The sequence below is a fragment of the Butyricicoccus sp. AM32-19 genome (genome assembly GCF_003480365.1).
Taxonomy (GTDB): domain Bacteria; phylum Bacillota; class Clostridia; order Oscillospirales; family Butyricicoccaceae; genus Agathobaculum; species Agathobaculum butyriciproducens.
Genome location: NZ_QUIX01000016.1, coordinates 1 through 24,393 on the forward strand (window position 1 = coordinate 1; position 24,393 = coordinate 24,393).

Here is a 24,393-nt window from a genome sequence, read left to right on the forward strand (position 1 = left end):
CCTTTGAGGTTTTGGATAAGCTGCCGGATGGACTTCATCAGATTGTTGGCAGCTCTGATTTCCCGGTTCAGGTTTCCGATATTCGTCTGGATACCTCGCTTTTCCATCTGCTGGACAGCAACTCCCTCATGGACAGTGGGGACTATATCAAGCCCCTGTCTGGCATAGGAACGTAAGTCCACACGCTCCGGGCGGTCATTGGCTTCCAGATAGCGGTTCTGGATGACCTCCCATTCATGCCGCCAGATTTCACAATACTTCTGGTCGTTCCAATCAACCGTATCCTCCTTGTGGCTTTTCCACCTGCCGGACGGAAGTTTTATCCGTTCTCCGCTTTCATCAAGGTCATAAACCTTGCGGCTCTTGGGAAGCCATTTCCCATGTTCGTCCATTGCCCTCATAGTGAGCAGGACATGGGCGTGGGGATTGTGTCCCGGCGGATGGGGGTCATGGATTGCAAAATCAGCAATCATGCCTTTGGAAACAAACTGCTGCTCACAAAACTCCCGTACAAGGACAGCGTACTGGTCAGGCAGTATCTCTCTGGGGATGGTAAGCACCCACCTCCTTGCAAGCTGGGAGTTCCATTGCTTCTCCACCGCTTCGGCGGCGTTCCATAAGGTATTGCGGTCTGCATATTCCTGTGGGGCATTTGCCGGGAGCAGGATTTCATTGTGGACGATGCCACGCTTTTCCGGGTAGTGCTTCACTTGCTGGTCGTATTCACAGAACAGCTTTTCGCCACTCTGGTAAGCAGCGGCGGCAACCGCAGACTGTCGCTGGCTGCGCTGAACAATCGTGATTTCGTTGTGTGGACAGGGCATTTCGTGTCCCTCCTTTCGGTAATTGGTGGATGGGGTGGCGTTTTACCACCTCATTTTGGGCAGAAAAAAAGCAGGAGAACTTTTTCAGATTCCCTGCTCGGTGTGCCGCTGTGTGGGCGGCGGGTATTTAGTAATACATTTACATAGTTTTGTGCAAGTACCAAAGTCGAACAATAAATACAACTTGTCCAATAGCATACGCCCCAATAATAGTGAAACATGGGACTACTGTCATATATCCAGTGAAAATCAAAACAAAAATAGAAACGGAAATCGTAACATTCATTACCTTGAAGCCACTTGCCATAGCAGCATTACTAAGCGAAATATTTCTCTCATCATTTTCCTCTATTTCCATTTCCTTGGTTTTCTTAACGAACAAATCGCACGCACCAGATGCAATCAGTAAAATTCCAATGAGAGATGTACCTACTACTATTAAGTCGGGGCGTGGAACAGGTATTATTTCATGTATTCCCAAACCGTACGTTAGCAATCCTCCCAGTAGAATAATCATTCCTGTAACTATCATTAAAATCAACAACCTTTTTTTCATAATCAATCCTCCTCGTAAATAAAAATTTCTTCGATACTCATGTCAAAATATCTGGCAATCTTAAACGCCAACTGAATAGATGGGTTGTAGCGTCCGTTTTCCAAAGAGCCGATGGTCTGTCGTGATACTTCCAATGCATTAGCTAAATCTTCTTGTTTTAATCCCCGTTGCTTTCGTAATTCTTCCAGCCGATTTTTCATGTCATCCTCCTTTCCAATGGAAAGTTTGCTTTCCGTGCTTTCATTATATCAAATAGCCTGTATATGTCAAGTGTACTTTCCATTTCTTTTTGAAATTTTATATACTTGTCGGCTGGGAACAGCTTGCAACGCAAGGTGTCCCCAGATGGCAAGTCCACAAAAGGGTAGCTGGCGGCAGCCAGCGCAGGGGAAGCGTAGCGTCCCCTGTTTGATTTGGCGCAGACCATGACTGCGGAAAATCACAGCCCTCCGGCGAGGAGCCTTCGGAGAACGCAATGCACCAACCTCTGGGTGGTGTATAATTGCGCCCTTAGTAAACTAAGGGGTTTCCGGCTTCTCCCGTTCCAGCAGTTTTTTCAATAGTTCCTGCGTGTCCTGCCTGTGAAAAATGAGTTTCAACAACAGCATGACATCATCATCTGTCAGGCGTTCCGGCTCTTGCAGAAAACTTTCCAGCATACCGCCACGAGTACAGAGCCGGTGCGTCCGTTCCTTTCGGGTAAGCTGCTTTAACTGGTGCTGCAATGCCTTTTCATCATTGATGGTTTTCCGCAGTTTCTTTTCGCTTTTCTCCAACTCCCGATTGAGTTTTTCCAGCTTTGAGGTATCAGGCAAGGGCAGCGTCCTCCTTTCCCGGTATCAGCACATAAATCCTGTTTGGTTCTCCAACGCCCTGACGCACCCGCATGATAAGTCCGGCGTTTTCCAGTTCATTCAAAGAACGCTTGACCGTCATAGAGCTGCGGGACAGGACTGCGGCAATGGCTGTGACAGGGAAGCAGACAAACAGGATTCCGTTCTCGTCCTCCTGCCCATTGGAGAGCATAGCGTCCAACATCCGGCAGTACATGATCTTTGCGGTGCTGCTGACTGGAAACCCTGTCAACGCTCTTGGAAAAGCCATACAGGGCGGCAATGGTGTGTCTATCGTCATAAATTCAAAATTCATTCGGTGTGTTCCTCCTTTTTCTTTGCTCGTTTGGATAAATAACGGGGGCAGTCAATCACAACCGCCCGGAAGCTCTGCCTGCACCCGTGCTGGCATTTCCGGCATAATTCGTTGTAAGTGACACGCCCCCGGTCATTGAGGTAAAAGGAAAGCTCATGCTTCCTCTTTTTGCTCATTCTCGGCATATTGCGCTTCCTCCCGTTTTCGTGTATGGTTTCGGGGCGATTTTCGGCAAAATTACAGCCATAGAGCCGCCTAAAATCTCCCGAAGTATCAGAGATAGGGTAGACTATCCCCCTATCAGATTGTCGTGTTTCGGTATCATTTCGGTGTCAGTTCGCCAGTTCTCCCCGGTGTCGTTCCTCCCCTGAATCTCACAGCGGCGTATCGCTCCCTTTGGTATGCTCGTTTCGGTCAGGGTTCCTCCACATCCCTGCCAAAAGTCATGGCACTACATCGCCGGGGAAGCATATCCCACACAGGCTGGTCATTCGATTGGAATAATCCATCGATGAACTACCTGTATCATAGAACATTTTTGTGCCCTGTGCCGTATGTCCACAAAGTAGGAATTCGGGGTAAAAATCAGAAATTTCCACGATTGCGGAAAGTGTGATATAATCCAGATAAGCGGCAGCAATGAAACCATTGGAAAGGAGCGTGCGCCCATGAAAGGAGCAACAAGCATACAGGAACGCCTTTGGGAACTCCGCAAGGACAAAGGCTTAAATCTGGAAGAACTATCAAAGCTGACAGGCATTTCCAAATCAGCTCTTGGAAGTTATGAAAAAGAGGATTTTAAGGAAATCAATCATGGCAACCTTATCACGCTGGCAGACTTCTATGGGGTCTCTGTTGATTATCTACTGTGCCGGACAGAGAACAGGGAGCAGATCAACACACCATTGACGGAGCTGCATTTGAATGATGAGATGGTGGCACTGCTGAAAAGCGGTCGGATTAACAACCGTCTGCTCTGTGAGCTTGCTACACATAAAGATTTCATCAAGTTTCTTGCAGACATTGAGATTTATGTGGACGGGATTGCTACCATGCAGATTCAAAACCTCAATGCACTTGTCGATACCGTCCGGCATGAAATCATTGAACGGTATCGCCCAGGCGAAGATGACCCGCATTTGAAAGTGCTGCAAGCCGCCCATATCAGTGATGATGAGTATTTCAGTCACATGGTTCTGGATGACCTCAACCTGATTATCCGGGATATTCGGGAAGCCCACAAAAAGGACAGTGAGAGTGCGCCCCAGACCACCGTTGCCGATGAATTGAAAGAAAATCTCGAAGCAGTCGAAAATTTCAAGGGCAGCCGGGATGAAAAGCTGGTTGTCCTTTACTGCAAGCAGCTCGGTATCAACTATAAAAATCTGTCAGACGAAGAATTTCGCTGGCTGATTCGGATTCTCAAAAAATCAAAGAAAATGGGAACGCCTATCAGCCAGAGGAAAAAACGGTAAAAAAAACCGCTGTTGCATGGTTGGGGTGCCTTCCATGTAGCAGCGGTTCTTGCTGTGGTTATTATTTCATTCGTTTTCTTAATATCCGGCGATAATTTGTTTCTCCCTTTGGTGCGTCCTGTATAATTTCCAACACACCATCTTCAAGCATTTTATCAATGCGATTAGAAATCCATACATCACTAATTCCAAGTTGATATTTTCCTAAAACATTACCTATAACAATAGCCATTTTGAATTGCTCTGGCTGTTCCGCAATTTCACGAAGAATGAAACTATCATATATATCTTCTGAAACACTTTGCAATTTACCATTTAGCATTGCACGCAAAGGTGCATTTTCATTTTGAAGTTGATTCCATTTCATAGCACAAGCTGAAAGAAATACAGGCTTAGCTTTTTCTTGTAGAGTTATATATTTTCCCCATTCGCCAGGAGAAACCTCACCCCATGCTATTTTGGATGTCATAGTATTTTCTTTTCCATATTCCCAGGCAGGTAACTTAACCAAATAAATTGTTGTCTGACAGTTTAATGGTCGAAGTTGTTTCATAAGCCAGTACATACCGCAAAGTTCATCCGGATTATAGCTATACCAAATACGAACTTCTTCCCCAGCTACATATCGTTCAATAACCGAAGACAATGTAGTTTTAATTTTCTGTATTTTTTCTTCAACCTGATAGTCTAAATCCTCTACAAACCAGACAGACAGCATTTTCTTGAGAACATTTTTCCGCTGTTCGCCAATTCCATTATCAGAAATATCTCCCACACTAAGAGCCATATCAAAACAATAAACATCACTGCTCTTGCCTCCCAATGGAATAGCATTCTCCCAATCAATATGTTCTTGTTCCTGTGCTTGAATTTGTGCTTCTTTCATTTCATCTGAAGATGGAACACTCCCATCTTCGTGCCTCATAAAGGCCGAAACTGCACTTCCTCTATACTTTCCCTTACCGTAAGTTTGGGCAATTTTCAAACTTCCACAGGCACTTTCACCAAATACAATTTCAATCATCTTATATACCTCCGATTTAATTACTCCCGTATGAATAAATTATATCATGCAAAACAATTTCTTCTGCCCGGTTGTGAATGTTATTACAACGCTGCACCCATTCCATTTGTTGAGTTCGCTTCAATTCCTCTGTCACGCCCTCGGTGGCTTTCATCTGCTCCATGATAGTGTCTAACCGTTCCTGTGCCTGTTCGTTCAGGTCTGCAAGATATGTCCACAATTCTCCGGTCAGTATCAATGTATTCAATCTGGCTGGGTGGACTTCTCTTAAATATTCCCGGTGCATCCGTCCGTACTTTCCGATAGGGCGGTGTTCCTCCGGCAGTTTCAAGTCCGGGATGTAGTAATCTCCGACAAGGATATAATCAATTCCGTTTTCCGTTATTCTTGGTTTCAATTCGCTCATGTTCCTTACCTCCTGTGGAAGCAGGCTCGTCTGGTACTAACTCAATCACATCGGTAATCTCACAATTCAGCGTTTCACAGATACGGGCTAATGTGTCCATGCTGATGTGCTTTCCCTCTTTGCTCATGTTGGCAATCATATTCGTTGTCATACCAGCGGCAAGCCTTAAATCCTCTTTCCTCATATCACGCTCTAACAGTGTGTGCCAGAGTGGTTTATAGCTGATGTGCATATTGTTTTCCTGCCTTTCTATCCATACCACCGGGGCGGTTGCCCCGGCAGGAACTTTTCTCTTATTATAACACCAATCTTGTGAAATCACAATTTATTCTTGTAGCCTGCCGCTGATACCGTCTGGATTGTGCTTTTCCTTTCTTTTTGTTACCTTTAATTAGCCATGAACTGCTTCATGCCCTGGGATTTTACTGATGTGCGATAAAGAAGTAATAGAAGTGTAAAAAATTTTGCCGTTCCTATCCGGCACTTGCGCATTGTGTCGGATAGGTCGGGCGGTTATTCGGGCAAGTCCACCTTGCCAACAAAAGAATAATAAATCTCAATGTCCTGTCTGCGGGTCTTGTTCTCGTCATAGCTGCACTCATGCACAACGATTTTCTCTACAAACTCCCGCAGCAGAGTAGGGGTAAGTTCTTCAAAGCTGGTATGCCGCCGGACAACATTCATAAACTTTTCTGCGTTCACGGTGGCTTCCTGTGCTTTGGAAAGCTCCGCTTGAATAGCAGCGGCTCTTTCTTTCAGCTCCCGTTGCTCTGCTTCATAGTCTGCCGACAGCTCTGTGAAACGCTCGTCTGATATGCGCCCGGTCACGCTGTCCTCATACAGCCGCTTGAAGATAGCGGATAACTCGGCTATGCGTTTCTCGGAGGCTTCCAGTTCCTTTTTCTTGGCGGCGTTCCTGCGTTTGCCCCCGTCCTCGTTCTGCTCAATCAAGAGTTTCATAAACCGGGCTTCATGCTTTGCCGCATAGCTGGTCACTTTCCGCAGATTGGAGAGTACACCAGCGGTCAAGAGGTCGGTGCGGATAAAGTGCGCCGTACAGTCATGGGTGCGTTTCTTGTAGTTGCCGCAGATATAACAGTCCTGCTTGCGCTTGTCCGTCTGGTATCGCTGCTGATACATCACGCTGCCGCAGTCCGCACAGAACAGTATGCCGGAGAACAAACCCACTTCATCATAGCGGTTTGGGCGTTTGCGCTGTTTGCGAAGCTCCTGCACCCGTTCCCATGTTTGGGTGTCTATGATAGGCTCGTGGTGGTTCTCGAAAATCACTTGCTTTTCCGGGGGATTTTCTACACTGTGCTTGACTTTGTAAGAAAGTTTTTCTGTCTTGAAATTTACCAGACAGCCTGTGTATTCCCGGTTTTCAAGGATATGCACTACGGTATTGGTCGCCCACTTGCACTCATAGCCGGGGTGGTAGCGGCGGGTGCTGCCCGTCCTGCGGTATTCAAGCGTTCCCGGCGTGGGGATTTGCTGCTCTGTGAGCATACGGGCTATCTTGGTCGGACCATTCCCGGCAAGACAGAGGTTGTATATCTGCTTGACTACGGGTGCAGCTTCCTCGTCAATAATGAAATTTTCATCCTCGTCCATGAGGTAGCCATACACAGGCTTGCTTGTGATGGGCTTGCCATTCATGCCTTTTGAGCGTTTTACTGCTTTGATTTTCTTGCTCGTATCTCTCACCAGCCATTCGTTAAAGATATTCCGCAGCGGGGCAAAGTCATTGTCGCCCTGTGCGCTGTCCACTCCGTCATTGATAGCGATGAAGCGGACACCTTTCTGTGGGAAAATCATTTCCGTGTACATTCCCACTTGCAGGTAGTTTCGCCCTAACCTCGACATATCTTCTTGTGTCAAGTAGGGACTAAAAAAATTTTGAGAATTTACAAGCCGTTCATAGGTGGACAACCACCCGTGAACGGCTTGCGTTTTCTCTATGCTCTTTTGCCGTTCTTTGTGCGACGTTTCTTATACGCCGTCTCAAACGCCTCCATCATTGGAGTGACCGGAAGCTCGTTGTCAGGCTTGGACAGATACTCGAACCGGATGCCGTTCTCCCGGAACTTTCGCTCAAACCTTATGAAAGAGGAAGTGTCCCGGCTAATCCGTGAGGTGTCACGGGTGAGGATCGTACCGATGTCCTGACGCTTGGCTTCGTTCAGCAGGAAGTTCATGATACCTTCCGTATGGACGCCGGAGATGCCGTCTGCCGCCACAGCAGCAGCCACCTCATAGCCTTTGTCCTTCGCATAGCGTTCCAGCTCTTCCCGCTGGTCTGCTGCCGCAAGCTGATCCGCACAGGCAACGCGGATATAAAGAAATACTTTCATTTGGCTTCTCCTTCTGATGTAGTGAGGAAGTCATTGAACTTCCAGACGATTTCTATGTTGTCAAGATCGTAAATGTAGACCGCAGAAATGAACGCGTGGGTCAGCTCATAGGTCAGAGCTTTGCAGTCGGCGTACTGTTCGCAGACCGCATCCAGCTTTTCATCTGAACAGGCGGTCTCGGAGTCAAGCTCCTTCATCCGCTCGTGACTGCGCTGGATTACTCCATCGTTTTCAGCAATCTTCACATCCGTTGCCGCCTTCTGCTGAATGTACGCCTCCTTCGTGATGCTTCCGGCTGCATACTTCTCGTAGAGCCTCAGCTTGGACGCCTTGTGCTGCTCGTTCTGCTTTTGCAGAGTGCGGATTTTATCAGCACATTCCTTGATGGCAGATTTCCGCAGATCACCGACTTCGCGGTTCTGTATTGCTTCCTTCTGTGCCAAAGCAAGAAACTGAGTAAGGGCATGGAAGACAACCTTCTCAATATCCATTTCCGGAAAGCTCCTGCCAACCGGACAGTCTGTGTTTCCGTTGTTGACCGAGTGAATGCACTGGAAGTATCGAATGCCAGCCTTGTTCTTTCGGCGTGTCATAGCACGTTTACAGTTACCGCAGCGGACGAGTCCCTTGAGCGGATAGTCATGCTGCTTGCGCGTGGGATTCCGTCCTCCGCCTCGAATGACCTTCTGAGCAAGCTCAAAGTCTTCCTTGCTGATAATCGCTTCATGCGTACCTTCTACGATAATCGGCTCATTGACAACACGCTTTTTTGAGCCGACACCGCAGGACTTCATTTTGCGGCTGACCAGTGTTCCGGTGTAAACAAGGTTTTTGAGGATGTTATAGACCATCACGGTTTCCCAACTGATTTTCTCGCTCATGTTACTGAACTTCTTCTTGTCGGGATGCTTGCTCTTGAAGTATTGCCCCGGCGTCGGGATGCCGTCATCATTCAGGCTGCGGGCGATCTGAGAGGTGTTGCTGCCTTCCAGCGCCTCGCGGAAAATACGACGGATCACATCAGCCGCCTCCGGGTCTACGGCAAGTTTGTTCCGAATGGTGGGATGCAGGACGTAGCCGTATGGGGCGTAGCCACCGACATACTTGCCCTGCTTCATCATCTGGATTTTTGCCGATGTGGTCTTTACGGAAAGGTCTTTGCTGTATGCGGCGTAGATGATGCTGCGCATAACCACTTCCAGACCGCCCGTTGTGCCTTTGTAATCGTCACTGTCATAGCCGTCGTTGATGGAAATAAAGCGGACGCCCATGAATGGAAAAGTGCATTCCAGATAGTTTCCCGTTTCAATGTAGTCACGAGAAAAGCGGGAAAAGTCTTTGACGCAGATCAGGTTAATCTCGCCGCGCTTGACCTTCTCCATCATCTGCGTGAACTGAGGACGGTGAAAATTCGTGCCGGTATAACCGTCATCCGCAAACTCAGACCGCTGACAGTGAGACAGCTCCGGATGATTGTCAAGAAAGCGGTTGATGAGCATACGCTGGTTGCCGATGCTGTCACTTTCCGCCTTGCTGCCATAGCCGGTATCCTCATCAGCCATTGAGAGGCGGATGTAGATGCCGATGTTGTATTCCTTGCTCATTTACATCGCCTCCTGTACTTCCTTGATACTCTGAACGGTCAGAGCATAAATATCGCCGTATTTCATGACCAGCTCGATTGATCCGTCCTCATGGACTTTCACAAGCTCTACGGACTCGTCAACCAACTCCTGAGAGAGCATCGTTGTACCGCTGACGGATTTCATCAGCGTGAGCCACTTGTTGTCCTCGGACATTGCCTCGGCAAATCTTACTTTCCGCTGAACCGCTTCATCCAACCGCCGGGAAAGGTCGGCATACTGCTCATCGTAGGCTTTCTTGGCAAAGGTGTATTCCTCTTCATCGAGAATGCCTTCCGTGAAGTCCTCATAGAGCCGGGTGCGTTTCTTGGAGATGCCGCTGAGTTTCAGATTCAGGCTTGTAATGAGCGCATTCTGTTGATCGCGGATGCTGCGTTCACCTTCGCTGTTTCTCAGCTTGGCAAGCAGCTTGTCGTAATTGAGAGCCGCCTTGACTTGAAGCTGGATCGCCGCAAGCACATCGGCTTCGAGTTTATCCTGCCGCGTATAGTGCGGCGTACAGAGATTGCCGCGCTTGACGGATGAACTGCACTCATAGAAGGCGTACCATGCTCCGTCCTTGCGCTTGTCAACGCGCTTGCGATGGAAATAGAGCTTCCTGCCGCAGTCTGCGCAGACGATTCTGTCTTCAAAAAGATTGACGAGTGTAGCGCGAATTTCCTCCGTGCGCTCCATCTTCTCAACCCTTGTCCTTGCAGCAGCGTTCCGCATTTCTCGTACCTTCTGGAAGTCCTCACGGGAGATAATCGCCTCGTGAGTATTGGGAAAAACAATCCATTCCTCGCGGTCGATATGCTGATTCTTGACGCCCTTATAGATGGCGTTCAGCGTCCGTCCGAGAACGGTATCTCCGACGTAATGGGGATTATCCAGAATGGTAGTCAGTGAAGATTTGTTCCAAATCTTCTTTGCCGTAGCATTGCCTGTGCGGACGCCGACCTGATACTTCTGAAACTCCGGATTGGGCGCGTTCATTGCATCAAGCCGGTCTGCAATCGCAGGAAGGGACAGCCCTTCAATCTTCCATTGGAAAATCTTCCGGACAATCGGTGCGGTTTCCTCATCGAAGACCATATTGCTGTGTTCTTCATCCCAGCGATAACCATACGGGAGATTGCGCTTCTTGAACTCTCCGCTTTCCATCTGTGCCTTGAGCGCGGTAGAAACCTTGCGGGAGATGTCCTTCGAGTAGAGTGTGTTGATCATGTTTTGCAGAGGGATGATGAGGCTTTCGCCGGAGCCGTCCGTATCAAAGTTGTCGTAGTTCTCTTTGATGGCGATAAACCGAAGCCCGATCTGCGGAAAGACCCGTTCCAGATAGGTTCCTGCCTCGATGTAGTCACGCCCGAACCGGCTGAGATCACGAACCACAAGGCACTTGATCCTGCCGGTGCGGATGTCGTTCATCAGACGGTTGAACTCCGGTCTGTCAAAAACCGTACCCGTTCGTCCGTTGTCCACATAGGTATCTATCAGATTCAGGTAGGGACGCTCTGCAATGTAGGACTTGCAAATCTCAATCTGATTTGCGATGACATCCACCTTTTCGGACTTGCCGCTGTTTTCAACGGAAAGACGGGCATAGATGGCTGTTGAGAAGACCTCGGAAGAGACAGATTCAACAACCGGCTCTTCGACTGCAATTTGTTTTCTGCTTTTTCTTGCCATTTGCTCATCCCTCCTTTATACGGCAATATCCAGTTCGTCGGCATAACCGAGAACGTATTCAATCGTCTGCTGGTATTCGTCCTTGTATTTGAAGACGATTTCGATTGCATGGTTTTCGTGAATCAGAATGCGGTCAACAAGGGACATCAGCACACGGCGGTTCAGCTCTTCGACGTTTTCATACTGCTTGAAAAGCGCTACCCAGTTCCGTTCGGTCGTGCCGGTTGTCACCGTCTGCTTCATTTCTTTTTTGACCCGCAGAAGTGCCTCCTGTTTGTCCTCAATGATTTTGGTGTAGCTGCTGCGGAACTCGAAGTATTCCGATTTATCAATGACGCCGCCGATGAAGTTCTCGTAAAGCCCCAGCTTGAGCTTTTGGTACCGTTCAATCTCTTCCTCGATTTTGGCGATCTGAGCTTCGTAATTGAAAGCCTTGCGACTCTGAGACGGAAGCCGCTCAATCATTGCAAGCGCGTGTTCCAGATTGATGACAAGCTCAATTTGGTCATGAATGGCACGGAAGACCTTTTCCTCAACCTCTTTTGCGGCGATGCTGTGCGGGCTGCACGTCCGGGTGTGCTTATTGGTGGAGCAGACGTAGTAGATATACTTTTTCGTCTTCGACGGGACGGTCTTGCGGATCATTGGCTGCTGACAGTCTCCGCAGAACAGGAAGCCGGAAAACAGATGCGCCTCGTCCTGATCGGGTGAACAGCGCATATCTCTCTGCATCATGACCTTGACTGCCATGAAGTCCTCGTAGGAGACAAGAGCTTCATGCGCATTTTCAACCTTGACCCATTCGGATTCATCCTTGCTTTTCACAACGCGGACTTTGTAGTTGGGAGTGCCGCGCTTGCCTTGCGCCAGAACGCCGATATAAACCTCGTTGGTGAGAATACGCTGGACGGCTTTGTATGTCCATTTTGCGGTATCGCCGGTTTTGAAGACGGTATCAAACTTCACACCGGCGGAATGCTTGTATTCCATTGGGGACAGGACGCCCATCTGGTTCAGACGCTTTGCAATGCGCCCAATGGATAAGCCGTCCTTGTACATGGAAAAGATCATCTGCACATATTCGCTGACCGCTTCATCCACGATGAGCTGGTTTTTGTTCTCCGGCGATTTCATGTAGCCGTAAGGGGCGAACGAACCGACGAACTCACCGCTCTTCTGCTTGACTTCCAAACTGCTTCGGATTTTCATGGAGATGTCCTTGCAGTAAGAATCGTTAATCAGGTTTTTGAACGGGATAACAAAGGAGTCGGACTGCGGATCACCGGTCAGACTGTCATACGCATCATTGATTGCGATGAAGCGAATGCCGAGCTGCGGGAAAATCTTTTCAATGTAGCGTCCGCCGTCGATGTAGTTTCTTGAGAAGCGGCTGAGATCCTTGACCACAATGCAGTCAAGCGCACCCTTGCGGATTGCCTCTTCCAGCTTTTTGAACTGAGGGCGATTGAAGGAAACGCCGCTGTAACCGTCATCCACAAACGGCTCACAGACAAGCTCCAAATCCTCATGTCTTGCGATATAGTCCTCGCAGATGGCTCTCTGGCTGGCGATGGAGTTGCTTTCTACTTTGTCTCCATCCTCACGGGACAGACGGCAGTAGATCGCCGTGCGGTAAACCTTGTCTGGCATAAAAATAACCTCCGTTTTTCTGTTTGGTGTGGTACATCAAATCAGAAAGACGAAGGCTTGCTTCAACTCTTATGAAGAGGAACACAAAAACGCCACATGACCATCAAGGCAAGCGGCTTAATCCGTATTCTTCTTTTTTTGACCGATTAAATTATACCACAGGCTCAATCGCTTGTCCATAGAACCGGGTGAAAAGATTCAGACTGTTCATAAATCAAAGACCTCTCAGATAGTGTTCCAGACAATCTTCCATTGTCGTGTCCGTCTCGGCAAAGCTGATCTTCACCACAGTTTTCCCGTCCAGATAACAATAGGGATTTCTGATCTGCTTGATGAACTCCCTCAGTCTGACTTCTTGCGGTGCCGCAGGATCAAGCCGGATGCTGCTTCTTTGAACGAGTGTGCTACGGTCAACCGTTTTCGGGCTGACGCTTTTCATTGTTTCAATGCCCATCATATTCTAAGCACCTCCTGTTTCGTGAAAATATTCAGGACAAAAGGATATGGCAGAGCATCTTGTGAAGATACCCTGCCACATAGTTTTCATCCTGAAACTATATAGTAAGTTTCTTTTGGGTTTGTTTCATTGTCCGGCATATTTGCAGCTCGCGCCCCTGCCAGAAGAACTTTGCAGTTCCGGGAATGCTGCGGACTACCAATGGTCAATCGGTATCATGGGACTCTCACCCCTCCGAGGATCGCTCCGAGCCGCCCCTTCAAAGAAAAGACGGAAGTATCATTATACCCGGCATCTGCATCGTCGCAAGCAGCCGCACCACACGACTGTTATAGCTCTCCGGAGGTCGCTCACTCCCTTTCGGGAGGTCTTGGCGTCGGAAGCTGTGTTGCTTCGCAGAAGCGGAAAGATCCGCAGCACTGAACTATTCAGTTTTCAAGGAGCAGTGAAGTGGTCTGATTGACCCTTTCACTTTACAACGGACATCTTTTTGCCGTTTGTTGAGTACCGCTCAAAAAAATCTTTGAAATTTTTTCTGCACCGCTGCTTTGAGGTCAAATGCAGCTCTGATGCCGATGCCTTTCCTCCGGGCAAACTCTCGAAGAGTCAGCCCCTCACGGGTCATCGCAAGATACAATTCGCGCTGCTTCTCGGTCAGAATAGAAAGAAGCTCCTTCTCTTTGAGGGCGGTGATCAGTTCCTCCATGCAGTCGCGGGAGTCTGCCAGCCATGCAGCGGACTTCACATCGTCCTCCGGTATAGCGTCAAGGGACAGCACGGTATCAGAAATTTTCTCTGCGCCGTCCTCATCCTCAGAGGTGTTGTCAGAGCCATACGAGCGTCTGATCCGCTTTTCCTCTGCGCGAAGGATTCTCATAACCTTGCGGTCAACCTCGGAAACTTCGCCGGTTCGTTTCACGCGAACCATGCACTTGCCGTCCTCCGTAGTCCAGAGGTCGTAATCGAACGCGATAGGGGTTTTAGGGATTTTCATTGTTCATCCTTTCCGCTGCGCGGGAGCAGCGGGAAGGGTGAAGACAGAAAAAGAGCCGCATGACGGTGAGGTTTGAATCCCATGCCGATAAAACAGAGTAATTACACTCTGTCTCATGCGGCATTAGGATGACTTCACCTATCAGGCGGCTCCACAGCTCAGCTATGACATATATTTTATTTTAGAACAGAGGCTTGTCCTCTGGTTCTTACTTGGTACGCGGTCGCAGTCTTCTCATATTCAGCACATCAAAGACTGTGATCCGCCCGCATTTCTTGCACTTTGATTCTACATGACCTCTCGTGTCTTCGTAGACAGCAATGGCATTATGCTGACAATAGGGACATTTCAGGTATCGGGGCTTCTGCTGGGAAATGGCAACTCTTGCCCTGCGGATTTTTTCGATCAGCTCCGGCGTCGGTTCCTGAACCCGAATGGATGCTCTCTTCATTACCACACCTCCAATGGGTCAACATACTCACTGAATGGACGATCTACCATGTAGCCGAGCTGACGAAGGCGGATAGACGCCGTTGTCTTGGAGACACCGAACAACCGGCAGAAAAGGCGCAGCGTTAAGTGATCACCATACGAATACCTCCCCTCGTAATTGATCAGCGGCGTTTCTGCAAACCGACGCATTGCCAGGTCAACCTCTTTTTGAGGAAGCAGGATCGCCGCGCCCAAGACATTTGCTTGCCACTCGTTCCAGTCCTCGCGGGTTTTCAGCTCTCGCGGCGTATAGGCTGTCCGTGCGGAATATTTCATTTCGCAGGAAGCCTTTACCTCTTCCGATTCCAGTTGGAAGAGAATCTGATGGGCGCACTCGTGGGCAAGGGTAAATCTGCGCTTGGCGCAGAGCCGCTGCACGTTGCCGGATCGAATGAAGCTCTCGTCCAAGATGACCTGATTACGCTTCAAAGCCAGTGTGCGCGTAATACCAAGTTCCGTGATCTTGTACTCAGTGTCGGCATAGGCAGTGACACCGCAGATGCTTCCGTCCGGCGAGAGACGGGCGAATGATACGCGAAGACCGAGATAGTTCTTTGCAAACTGATCAATGGGTGTTGGCAAAGCTGATCGGTCGGGCTTGTCCGCCTCATCCCCGAAAAAGAACCGGTTGAAGTCCTTCGTTGTTGATGCTGCAATTTCTTCAAGTTGGCGCTGGGATAAAATCATGAGCAGTTGTCCTCCTTTGCTTCGACGAACCACTTGTCTCCTTCGTGGAAAAGAAATGACTCCTTTCCGCGAATCTGAACTGTGTAACGGATGCCTCCGCCCCCAACCTTTTTGGATGTGGCGCGGCATTTGTATAGAATCTGGTCGATTTGAAAGATTACACCGTTGTCCCACCAGATAAGGCGAGGGAGGATTGCCCCCTCCTTGTCCACATCCAGCGTAACCGGGACGTATGCTTTTCTGTACTGTGTAGCCATTTCTGTTTTTCTCACTCCTGTTCCCTCATACCGGTGTATGCCGGTACGGATGATCTTCGGCAGCATAAATGCCTGTCCATTTGAACTGCTCAGAAGATGTAACTTTTTCGTGTACAACTACTCATGCCCCTTGACAGGATGAGCAATTCAGGATATACTGTGAGTAGTTGGATTGCTCAGTCATTATTATACGCACTTCAAGTGCCTTTGTCAATAGACTTGCGCAATTTGATGTCGCAAACTTTTTGTGAACAGGAGTGATTACCAAAATGACGTTTGGAGAGAAATTCAAGGCTGAACGGGAAAAGCGGAAGCTGACCCAGCAGGAAGTAGCCGATGCACTGGGGATCAACAGGCGTATGATTACCCGGTACGAGAACGGCATTTCCTTTCCCCGTACCAAGGACGCTTACAGAAAAATCGCGGAATACTTCAAGGTGGATGTGAACTATCTGCTGACCGAGGACGAAGAGTTTGTGGTTCAGGCATCCGAGCAGTACGGCTCCCGTGGCATGAAACAGGCAAAGGACCTGATTGAAGGGATGTCCGGCTTGTTTGCGGGCGGTACGCTGTCCGAGCAGGACAAGGATGCGGTGATGAAGGCGTTGCAGGATATATATTGGGAATCCAAAGCCCGGAATGTTGAGAAATACACGCCGAAGAAATACAAGAAGACCGGTACGGACGCAGAGGAATAACTGTCTACGTCTCGGTTTCTTGACGGATTTACTTTGACTGTTTTCAACATGAAAGGGGTGAAGGTCCCGTGATAATTCGCTCCGAGGAAATATACAAAAAGGCGAACAGCATTGTCAAAAGCTGTGGAACAAGAGATACCTTGAAGATTGCCCGTGAGCTGGGCATTCATCTCCATTTTCTTGACAATCTGAACGATCTGCTCGGAATGTACACCTACCGCCATAAAGAGCGGCATATTCTTCTGAACTCCAACATGGAGTATCTGATCATGCAAATGGTTTGCGGTCACGAGATCGGGCATGATACCTTTCACCGTGATCTTGCCAAAGGAAACGAACCGCTCCCGGAGTTCGTGCTGTTCGATATGCGCACAAAACACGAATATGAGGCGAATGCGTTTGCCTCACACCTGATCATTGACGATGATGAGCTGATTGACCTGATGAAGCAGGACTACGATGTGGTTCAGCTATCTGCTGCAATGGGGACAAACATCAACCTGATGCTGATCAAGCTCAACGAGCTGAACCGCATGGGCTGGCAGCTCAACTTGCCGTATGTACCGCACTCTGACTTCCTGAAAAATGTCAGACCGGAGGGATGAATGAGGATGAAGGATCGTAATTAGATGAACAACAACGACTACAAAGAAGTCCTTTTCTATGCCGCTTCAATCTTTAACGAGCGCATGGGAACGGAGTTCAGCGAGGACAATCTTGTGCTGCGCTGCTTTCAAACGGAAAATCAGCACGAATCGTTTGAGCAGTTCTGCCAGCAGTATTTCCCGGATCGCCTGACAGACCGATACAAAGAGGATGGCTATTTCGACTTTCACGCCTCCGCCTTCGTCGGCAAGGGAGACGGCGTTGACGGAATCCTGCTGCGGACAGACATTGCGCGTCATCCGGCAGTGTTGAAGCACATTCTTCTGCATGAGCTGGCGCATATTTTCTGCACCCGCAACGAGATTGACGGAGATAATTTCTTTGAGCGATACTGCATGGACGATACCATCAGCCGCGAAGAGGACGGAACCATAAACGCCGGTTATGCAGTCTGGCGGGAACTGATTGCGGAGCTGATTGCATTTGAGCTGGATGACAACTGCGATATGATTCCGCTTCGGCGCAAGAAAGACCTACTCAGCTATTACGAAGGAGAACTCCTGACCGGTAACGGGAAAATGGGCATCAGCATGATTCTCTGTGAGGCAATGACCAGTGCTGAGGGCGAAGCGTCTATGACATGGGACGCTGCCAAAAGCAAGTTTACGCGGTTCAAGCCCTTTGATGATCCACTGTACAGGGACTTGATGGAACTGGTTTTTACACACGTTAGAGAATACTTTATCGTAATCGACCGCGACTTTATCTATGAAATTGGAGTTTTGTATCTGAGCATTGCCGCGCAAGCGATGATTGCGTCCCTAAAGAACAGATTTCAGGAAGAATAGACAGACCGATAGAGAGAAAGGACGGGCAATGATATGAAATACAAGCTGTTTCGCTCCCCCGGTGATCTGGATAAGGCAGTCCGGAAGCATGAACTGGTTGCCGTGGAAACCGGCAAGAGCATTGATGATGTGGCGGACGCGCTTATCCGTGCCGTTCGGGATGATCTTGCGGAAATGCCGGAGTATGCGCACTGCGAGACTGCCGCCTATGCACCGGAGGCGGTTAAGTCGTTTCGCCGGGTGAGGCGTTATCGGTATGAGATGATGGGTATTGTCTGCCCGAAGTACGCCGAAGAGAACGTCCTGATTGACTACGGAATTATCGAGGAAGAAGAGGCATGAGCAAGGAACAGTACATCGAGTTTCCGGAGGAATACACACGCCGGGAGCTGAACGCCCGGTATCGGGAAATCCCGCTGAAGGACACGACCTCGCGCCTCCTGCGCAAATATTTCAATGCGATGGCAAACCTCTACGGTATCATTCCGCTGCACAAGGCAAAGGAGATTGTTTTCTCCCTCAGCCCGAAGCTGGTAACGGAAGATGAATTTCTTGCCTTTGCAGAGATCGCCCGTCATGAGTGCGAGGACTACTACATTCTGGGCGGAGATGAGCTTTACACAGATGTCAGGCACACAAAGCAGCTTGACCGCGAGATCATTGATGTCACACTGATTGGGGAGTCCATTGACCTTTTCATAGAGACGAAGCGCAGCCAGCGGGAAAAGCCTTACTATGTGCCTGACAAGAAGCATCTGCTGGAATACGACGATCCCTTCTACTGCGAGGACACTCCGGAAAAGACTGCGCTCCGCCGTTTTATGGAAGAGCGGCTTGGTCTGAGCGGCGACAAACTGGAAGATGCCTTTGACGATCTTCTCTACGGCGTCCGGTCTGTTTCGGGCAGTGTGGAGGGCGTTCTAAGTCACTTCGATAAAAGGAACATCCGCTTCCGGTCTGATCGGGACATGAATCGGTTTGTTGAACTTTACAGCAAATTCAGCAATACGACGCGGATGCCCTGCAACCGTGGCTACACACCGGATGAGATGATGCAGATGACGCCTCCGGAGGAACGCTTCAAGTCGCTCTCTCTTGGTCCGAACATCCGAAAATCCCTCCAAACCGGCGAAATGGACATTGAAAACTTCCGCAAGCAGATCCTCACAATGGAGCTGCCCAGCGAGGCATTGCGCTTTGACCTTCTGAAACAGCTTGCAGACATCAAGCCCTCCGCTCCCCAGCCGGAGAAACAGAAGAAGGTCGGACGCAATGATCCCTGTCCGTGCGGCAGTGGCAAGAAATACAAGAGGTGCTGCGGAAAATGACGATCCCATTAAAACAGGTCATTCAGGCAATCGAAGAAGCAAATGAAGTCTTCACGAGCTTCTGGGACACAAAGACCGGCAAGACCGTTTATCTTGCCGATCCATTGATGACTGATATGACGGAGGAAGACAAAGCTCTTGCTGCTGAAATGGAAAATACGCCGGAGCGGTTTCTTCGCTTTCCGACCAAGTGTGAGATTCATCAATACCGCATCATGGAGGATTTCATTGACCGGCTCCCTCCCGGAAAGGCACAGGAGGAACTTGCCTATGCCATCCGGGGAAAAGGCGCATTCCGCCGCTTCAAACAGTCTGTGCGCTATCACGGGCTGGAACAGCGTTGGTATGATTATCTGGCGGAGGCGTATCGAGAGCTTGCGATCCGCTGGTGCGCAGAGGAAGGCTTGGAGTACACAGAATGAAAGAGAATGAACAAAAGGCATTGCTGCGGAGCAGTGATGATCTGATTGCCGCCGTCGAACAATACGGCTTTCTGCCCTTCTTTCGGAACGAGATTCACGGCTTCTCCATCGAGGAACTTTGCCCACCTGAGTTATGGTTTGCGGATGATGTAGATGGTCCGTGGGAATGGAAAGGACCGGCTGCGCGGAGCGGCAAATGTCTTTACGGCAAACTTTTCAACAAGAAGGCTGGATTTGTGAGTCGGGAGTGGATTCCGGACTTTGCGAACTTCCGGCGTGACGGCTATGACTTTGACGCCCGTTGGGATGACGGCTTGGCGTCCTACAAGGACAAGGAGCTTTATGAAGCCATAGCCGGTGAAGGCAGGATGCTTTCCAAACGGCTGAAAGAGGCTCTGAACTACCGCAAGGGCGGCAACACCGGTTTTGAGACGTGCATCACGCGGCTGCAAATGCAGAGCTATGTCTGCATCGCGGATTTCGTCTATATGCAGGACAGATACGGAAGACCTTATGGCTGGGGCGTCGCAGAGTATGCGACGCCGGAAGAACTTTTCGGGTACGACCTTATCACATCTGCCTATCAGCGAGACCCGCAGGAATCTAAAGAACGTATCCTAAAACATCTGCATTCACGTCTGCCTAACGCGACCGAAATGCAGCTTGAGAAAATCATAAAGGGGTAACGCAATGGACGATATTATCTTTGAGAAGGATTACCGGGAAACCGAGTCTGCCGAATACGATAAATGGTGCGATGAGGTGTTTGACCGCGCAGTTAATTGTGGTATGCTGAAAGCGTACTCCGAAGCAATGGACAAGATACCAAAGATCATTGTACCGGAGGACAAGAAGAACTACGAGTATCTTCTGGAACGCTGTGATGCGTTTGTCAAGCAACACCGCGGGTATATCAAGGGAATCGTGGACTATCATCGTTGGCACGCGGAAATCAATATGTTTCTTCCGTTTGCGGAGTTCGATGACTCAGAAGACCTTGCATTTTTGAAAGAAATTGCAGAAAAATCGCAAACCGTCTGCTTCTCCCCGGAGGAAGAAGGTGGCATCCGCGTTCATATTTTTATCAACTACTTTGAAGAATTGATGTCAGCCGAGCACAAGTCATACATCGAATACGATGCTATTATGCAGGACAAGAAACTATCTGAGCTACTTGGCATACCGGAGCTTTCTGACGAGGAAAAAGAACTCGCTCTGAAAATGAAGGGCATACTTGACCGCATTGATGAGGAAACAAGGATTGACCGTGCCACGGCTTTTCGAGCTGTACTTGATAAGATGGCAAAAGAGCCGGAAGAAAACTGGTCGCTTCACTATATGGCAACATTGCTGGAAGCGCTGCTATACTTCATGCTGAATGAAGGAAATGAAAAGATTGATGAGGAAGAACACAATGAGCAATAAACTTGTAGCATATTTTTCTGCGTCCGGCGTGACCGCGAAGGTAGCTGAGACGCTGGCAGAGGCAATCGGCGCGGACATCTTTGAGATTGAGCCGAAGGTGCCTTACACGGAAGCTGATCTGAACTGGATGGACAAGAAAGCCCGCAGCACGATTGAGATGAACGATCCTGCCTCCCGTCCTGAGATTGCCGTGAAGCGGGACAACATGAAGGACTACGACACAATCTTTGTGGGTTTTCCGATCTGGTGGTACGTTGCGCCGACGATTATCAATACGTTCCTTGAGAGCTATGACCTGACCGGCAAGACGATCATCCCGTTTGCAACCTCTGGCGGAAGCGGCATTGGCAAGACGAACGAGCGCCTTGCGCCGAGCTGCAAAGGCGCAAAGCTGATGGACGGCAAGGTCTTCAAGAGCAGCGTCGGGCATCAGGAGCTTGCGGCGTGGGTTGAAGGACTTGGACTTTAAGGGGCAGACAAATCGGGAGTTGTGGAGGTGCTTTATGAACGAGAGAGAAAAAATTATCCGATTATGGTTTGATATGTGGATTAAGAAAGCAGATTTAGGAATTGACAATATTTTTACAGATGATGTTGTATATACTGAGAGTTGGAGTCCTAAATATGAAAACCGCAAAACGGTAAAGCACTGGTTTGACGAATGGAATACACGTGGAAGTGTTCTTGTCTGGGAGATTAAGCAATTTTTTCATCAAGGCAATCAAACAATCGTGGAGTGGTATTTTAAAGACAAAATGAATAATGGAAATGTTGAAGAATTTGACGGAATATCTTTAATTGTATGGACACAGGATAACAAAATAAAATCATTAAAAGAGTTTGGTTGCAATCTTCATAATTACAATCCATATCGAGATAGTGATATTCCCGTATTTCGAGAAGAAAAAGCAAATTGGTTTTGAGAGGACTATAAATTCCAGTTTGTTTGTGCATTGATGGTTATCTTGAGCTTAGGAGGCGTTTAATGAAAACTGTTTTTTTACATGGGTTGGGACAAACTGCACAGGACTGGAAAGAAGTAGTCCAACAACTATCAATTTCTGATGTCGATTGCCCAGAACTTTTTTCTTCAACAGAAGATGAAATATCCTATTCGCAGATTTTGGGTGATTTAGAACAGCGGTATTCAGAAGTAAAAGAGCCGCTTCGTATCTGCGGTCTTTCGTTAGGTGCGCTTCTTGCGATTGATTTTGCCATTCGACATGAGGAAAAAGTGGATTCGCTGGTTTTGATTGGCGCACAATATAAAGTTCCAAGTTTACTGATAGATTTTCAAAATCTTATCTTCCGTTGTATGCCAAACAAGGTTTTTGAAAGTATGGGACTATCAAAAAGCAGCACCATAAAATTGGCTCACTCTATGCGGTCATTGGATTTTACTTTGCAATTAAATAATATTCGTTGTCCAGTAACAATTTTGTGTGGCAAAAAGGATGCTGCCAATCTAAAGGCTTCTAAAAGGCTAAAAGAATTGCTACCCCAAGCTACTTTGCACATCGTTCCAAATGCAGGACATGAACTCAATAAATATGCACCAAACACGATTGCAGAGATATTAAATCAGTAAATTTATTGTGCAAAAAATATAGTAAGATAAATTGTCTGACAGGTAAGCGATCTCTCTCACTTTCATCACAACATCCCACTGTCCTTAGAGAGATGGACGAAGTACAATGTAAGCAACAATCGGAATTGACCGAGTTCTTTGAGTGAGATACACTTCTTGGACGAAGGGAAGGAAGAAGAAAAAAGTACTTTAGAGGTATTATGGAATGAGTAATAAATTGGTTAAGCACCAAGAATCAAAAGAAATATTAACTGGAAATCAAAAGAAAATTTTGTTTTGGATTTGTTTCATTATTTTAAGTATAGCGTTCATTACAGTCTGGATAAATATACTTTTGACATCTAAAGCATTTAATACACAAATGGAAGAGATGGTACTGGGAGAAGATTACTATATAGAGGATATTGTGATTACAGGTAAAAGGGTTGAAGATGCTTCGGCTGATACGATATCTCAGAATTATTTCTTCTACTACAACAATGGAAAAGTGAATGATTATCACAAGCGAATGCAAGTACCGGGATTTGTATATTCGGAATATAATGTAGGAGATTCCATAGCTGCATATACCACAGACCATGTTAGTTATTCTTATTACAAGTATGGGATTCTTCCGGATACAGAGTATACAAACAATGAATTAATGAAAGTGGCTGGCGTATTGCTTGGAATTGGAATATTTTTATTGGCTTTGTTTGGGGTATTAAGTAAGAAAATGAATTACAAGAAGTAACCAACTTCCCGTTTATTGGGAAGTCGCAGAGAATGAAAAATCGAAAGTTTTAAAGGAGAAATACTATGGGACTATTTGGTAAAAGCAAAAAAGAACGAGAAAAAGAATACATGAACAAATTAGATGTTCCGTCGTGTTTAAAAGAAAATTTTGAATTGATTATTGATGATGCATTTACAATTATGGGGATTGGAACAGTTGCCACAGGAAACATATTAATAGGGATGTGCAGAGAAGGGGAAAATGCGTGTATTTATAAAGCAAATGGAGATATCTTAGAATCCAGAATTACTACTGTCGATGTACATACAAAAGAACGAAAAGCAAATGGTTGTGGATATAAAACAGAGCATGTTGGACTTGGGTTACGAGGAATTTCCAAGGAACAATTAGAAAAAGGCGATAAAGTAATTGTAAAAAATGCCAATATGTATGGAATGTAATTACAAATACCAGTTGATATTTCACATATTTTAGGAAATTTAATAACTGTTATATTTAATTATCAAATTCTTCGCAAACCCTTGAAAATACTAAGTTTGTAGCAAGTGAGCTTTCCCTTACTCTTTCCCTTGTGTTATATTCTCACATTGGTTTTCATGAACCTTAATATGGGAAAAAATAAGGGAAAGAAAATTTCATAACACAGTATAACAATAACGACATGGTGAACTGATTGAAATGTTTTCGATATTTAACTCTATAACTGATTATTAAAAGAAAATGGAGATAAGATACGATGAGAACAATTTATGCAGAATACAACATAAATCACGATAGTATTGATGTTTACACAAGTGCCGGATATATGCTTCGCATTGATTGCTGGAAAGCTGAAAAAAATCTAAAAACCACATACGGATCAGAATGTGCGCTTACTTCATTGGCTGTGGATGAGCCTTTGGAATATGCAAGATTATATCTTGAGGGTAATTTACAGATGTGGGTAGATGCAGAAGACTCACTAGAGTTATAATCCTTATCCATATAAATAATATGCAAATATATATCCCATCAATATAGCGAATATACTGAAATAAAAGTATCTTTATAATCAATTTTAACCAAAAGAATATGTTCTTAGAGGAGGTGTCTCCCGAAAGAACATA

General features: G+C 47.3%; 32 protein-coding genes and 1 pseudogene. 15 read left to right on the forward strand and 18 right to left on the reverse strand.

All coding sequences use genetic code 11. From position 1 onward, the window contains the following. The 6 genes from mobQ to DW806_RS11910 all read right to left on the reverse strand — a co-directional run. Positions 1-824, reverse strand: an 824-nt coding sequence (mobQ, locus tag DW806_RS11885; RefSeq protein WP_147358102.1) for a MobQ family relaxase, incomplete at its 3' end; no start/stop codon positions are given. A gap of 139 nt (positions 825-963) precedes the next feature. Further along, the gene (locus DW806_RS11890; protein ID WP_117594166.1) at positions 964-1,380 is read right to left on the reverse strand and encodes a hypothetical protein; all 417 of its coding nucleotides are present in this window, start codon (positions 1,378-1,380) and stop codon (positions 964-966) included. Between the two features lie 2 nt (positions 1,381-1,382). After that, positions 1,383-1,580 carry a helix-turn-helix transcriptional regulator gene (locus tag DW806_RS11895; RefSeq protein WP_117888473.1) on the reverse strand — a complete coding sequence of 66 codons (198 nt, stop codon included), beginning with the start codon at positions 1,578-1,580 and terminating at the stop codon, positions 1,383-1,385. Positions 1,581-1,898: 318 nt separating this feature from the next. Continuing rightward, positions 1,899-2,195: a DUF3847 domain-containing protein gene (locus tag DW806_RS11900; protein WP_006859672.1), complete on the reverse strand. Its 297-nt coding sequence runs from the start codon at positions 2,193-2,195 to the stop codon at positions 1,899-1,901. After that, positions 2,188-2,529, reverse strand: coding sequence for a DeoR family transcriptional regulator (locus DW806_RS11905; protein WP_118730094.1), 342 nt, complete (start codon positions 2,527-2,529; stop codon positions 2,188-2,190). The genes DW806_RS11900 and DW806_RS11905 overlap by 8 nt, the downstream gene beginning before the upstream one ends. Further along, complete coding sequence (locus DW806_RS11910) at positions 2,526-2,714, reverse strand: hypothetical protein (protein ID WP_005930722.1); 189 nt, start codon at positions 2,712-2,714, stop codon at positions 2,526-2,528. Before DW806_RS11910 ends, DW806_RS11905 begins: the two co-directional genes overlap by 4 nt. Before the next feature lie 483 nt (positions 2,715-3,197). Between DW806_RS11910 and DW806_RS11920 the strand changes: the two genes are divergently transcribed. After that, positions 3,198-4,004 (forward strand): helix-turn-helix domain-containing protein, encoded by an 807-nt coding sequence (locus tag DW806_RS11920; protein ID WP_009296084.1) that lies wholly within the window; start codon positions 3,198-3,200, stop codon positions 4,002-4,004. Positions 4,005-4,065: 61 nt separating this feature from the next. Here the strand turns inward: DW806_RS11920 and DW806_RS11925 are convergent, their stop codons facing one another. From DW806_RS11925 to DW806_RS11985, 12 genes and pseudogenes are all read right to left on the reverse strand, one after another. After that, complete coding sequence (locus DW806_RS11925; protein WP_118730095.1) at positions 4,066-5,028, reverse strand: DUF3658 domain-containing protein; 963 nt, start codon at positions 5,026-5,028, stop codon at positions 4,066-4,068. 16 nt (positions 5,029-5,044) lie between these two features. Next, a complete protein-coding gene (locus DW806_RS11930) occupies positions 5,045-5,434 on the reverse strand; it encodes a TnpV protein (RefSeq protein WP_066548966.1) in 390 nt (129 codons plus the stop codon). Next, positions 5,394-5,756 carry a helix-turn-helix domain-containing protein gene (locus tag DW806_RS11935; protein WP_005335920.1) on the reverse strand — a complete coding sequence of 121 codons (363 nt, stop codon included), beginning with the start codon at positions 5,754-5,756 and terminating at the stop codon, positions 5,394-5,396. Before DW806_RS11935 ends, DW806_RS11930 begins: the two co-directional genes overlap by 41 nt. Positions 5,757-5,947: 191 nt before the next feature. Further along, positions 5,948-7,306: pseudogene (locus DW806_RS11940) on the reverse strand (recombinase family protein); the annotation flags it as partial. 86 nt (positions 7,307-7,392) lie between these two features. Continuing rightward, complete coding sequence (locus tag DW806_RS11945) at positions 7,393-7,788, reverse strand: recombinase family protein (protein WP_118623771.1); 396 nt, start codon at positions 7,786-7,788, stop codon at positions 7,393-7,395. Next, on the reverse strand, positions 7,785-9,392 hold the full coding sequence (locus DW806_RS11950; RefSeq protein WP_118730096.1) for a recombinase family protein: 1,608 nt from the start codon (positions 9,390-9,392) through the stop codon (positions 7,785-7,787). Before DW806_RS11950 ends, DW806_RS11945 begins: the two co-directional genes overlap by 4 nt. Continuing rightward, positions 9,393-11,099 (reverse strand): recombinase family protein, encoded by a 1,707-nt coding sequence (locus DW806_RS11955; protein ID WP_118730097.1) that lies wholly within the window; start codon positions 11,097-11,099, stop codon positions 9,393-9,395. It abuts the gene before it with no gap. A gap of 15 nt (positions 11,100-11,114) precedes the next feature. After that, positions 11,115-12,749: a recombinase family protein gene (locus DW806_RS11960; protein ID WP_118730098.1), complete on the reverse strand. Its 1,635-nt coding sequence runs from the start codon at positions 12,747-12,749 to the stop codon at positions 11,115-11,117. 214 nt (positions 12,750-12,963) lie between these two features. Beyond that, on the reverse strand, positions 12,964-13,206 hold the full coding sequence (locus tag DW806_RS11965) for a DUF6870 family protein (RefSeq protein ID WP_058967012.1): 243 nt from the start codon (positions 13,204-13,206) through the stop codon (positions 12,964-12,966). 511 nt (positions 13,207-13,717) lie between these two features. Then, positions 13,718-14,200, reverse strand: coding sequence for a hypothetical protein (locus tag DW806_RS11970; RefSeq protein ID WP_118564829.1), 483 nt, complete (start codon positions 14,198-14,200; stop codon positions 13,718-13,720). A 450-nt stretch (positions 14,201-14,650) separates the two neighbouring features. Then, the gene (locus DW806_RS11980; protein WP_008816141.1) at positions 14,651-15,379 is read right to left on the reverse strand and encodes an ImmA/IrrE family metallo-endopeptidase; all 729 of its coding nucleotides are present in this window, start codon (positions 15,377-15,379) and stop codon (positions 14,651-14,653) included. Continuing rightward, positions 15,376-15,702, reverse strand: a complete 327-nt coding sequence (locus DW806_RS11985) for a hypothetical protein (protein ID WP_005934743.1) — start codon at positions 15,700-15,702, stop codon at positions 15,376-15,378. The genes DW806_RS11980 and DW806_RS11985 overlap by 4 nt, the downstream gene beginning before the upstream one ends. 203 nt (positions 15,703-15,905) lie before the next feature. Here DW806_RS11985 and DW806_RS11990 point away from each other — a divergent pair, with 203 nt between their 5' ends. The 14 genes from DW806_RS11990 (at position 15,906) to DW806_RS12055 (ending at position 24,260) form a co-directional block, all read left to right on the forward strand. Then, positions 15,906-16,334 carry a helix-turn-helix domain-containing protein gene (locus tag DW806_RS11990; protein ID WP_005934745.1) on the forward strand — a complete coding sequence of 143 codons (429 nt, stop codon included), beginning with the start codon at positions 15,906-15,908 and terminating at the stop codon, positions 16,332-16,334. A gap of 68 nt (positions 16,335-16,402) precedes the next feature. Continuing rightward, positions 16,403-16,939, forward strand: a complete 537-nt coding sequence (locus DW806_RS11995; RefSeq protein ID WP_005934746.1) for an ImmA/IrrE family metallo-endopeptidase — start codon at positions 16,403-16,405, stop codon at positions 16,937-16,939. Between the two features lie 24 nt (positions 16,940-16,963). Continuing rightward, positions 16,964-17,788: a hypothetical protein gene (locus DW806_RS12000; RefSeq protein WP_118730099.1), complete on the forward strand. Its 825-nt coding sequence runs from the start codon at positions 16,964-16,966 to the stop codon at positions 17,786-17,788. 33 nt (positions 17,789-17,821) lie between these two features. Then, entirely contained in the window at positions 17,822-18,130 is a 309-nt protein-coding gene (locus tag DW806_RS12005; RefSeq protein WP_118730100.1) for a carboxylate--amine ligase, read from the forward strand. Continuing rightward, a complete protein-coding gene (locus DW806_RS15915) occupies positions 18,127-19,116 on the forward strand; it encodes a YecA family protein (protein ID WP_279220789.1) in 990 nt (329 codons plus the stop codon). The genes DW806_RS12005 and DW806_RS15915 overlap by 4 nt, the downstream gene beginning before the upstream one ends. Further along, complete coding sequence (locus tag DW806_RS12015; protein ID WP_118730101.1) at positions 19,113-19,538, forward strand: UPF0158 family protein; 426 nt, start codon at positions 19,113-19,115, stop codon at positions 19,536-19,538. The genes DW806_RS15915 and DW806_RS12015 overlap by 4 nt, the downstream gene beginning before the upstream one ends. Continuing rightward, a complete protein-coding gene (locus DW806_RS12020; RefSeq protein ID WP_118730102.1) occupies positions 19,535-20,224 on the forward strand; it encodes an AlkZ-related protein in 690 nt (229 codons plus the stop codon). The genes DW806_RS12015 and DW806_RS12020 overlap by 4 nt, the downstream gene beginning before the upstream one ends. A gap of 4 nt (positions 20,225-20,228) precedes the next feature. Beyond that, a complete protein-coding gene (locus DW806_RS12025; protein WP_008982905.1) occupies positions 20,229-20,963 on the forward strand; it encodes a hypothetical protein in 735 nt (244 codons plus the stop codon). Next, positions 20,953-21,432 carry a flavodoxin gene (locus DW806_RS12030; protein ID WP_008982904.1) on the forward strand — a complete coding sequence of 160 codons (480 nt, stop codon included), beginning with the start codon at positions 20,953-20,955 and terminating at the stop codon, positions 21,430-21,432. Before DW806_RS12025 ends, DW806_RS12030 begins: the two co-directional genes overlap by 11 nt. A 34-nt stretch (positions 21,433-21,466) precedes the next feature. After that, positions 21,467-21,886, forward strand: a complete 420-nt coding sequence (locus DW806_RS12035) for a nuclear transport factor 2 family protein (protein WP_118564777.1) — start codon at positions 21,467-21,469, stop codon at positions 21,884-21,886. A gap of 62 nt (positions 21,887-21,948) precedes the next feature. After that, entirely contained in the window at positions 21,949-22,551 is a 603-nt protein-coding gene (locus DW806_RS12040) for an alpha/beta fold hydrolase (RefSeq protein WP_118730103.1), read from the forward strand. A 205-nt stretch (positions 22,552-22,756) separates the two neighbouring features. Then, the gene (locus DW806_RS12045) at positions 22,757-23,284 is read left to right on the forward strand and encodes a hypothetical protein (RefSeq protein WP_118564778.1); all 528 of its coding nucleotides are present in this window, start codon (positions 22,757-22,759) and stop codon (positions 23,282-23,284) included. A 65-nt stretch (positions 23,285-23,349) separates the two neighbouring features. Further along, positions 23,350-23,727, forward strand: coding sequence for a hypothetical protein (locus DW806_RS12050; RefSeq protein WP_118564779.1), 378 nt, complete (start codon positions 23,350-23,352; stop codon positions 23,725-23,727). 296 nt (positions 23,728-24,023) lie between these two features. After that, positions 24,024-24,260: a DUF6061 family protein gene (locus tag DW806_RS12055; RefSeq protein WP_004843528.1), complete on the forward strand. Its 237-nt coding sequence runs from the start codon at positions 24,024-24,026 to the stop codon at positions 24,258-24,260. Positions 24,261-24,393: the final 133 nt, after the last annotated feature.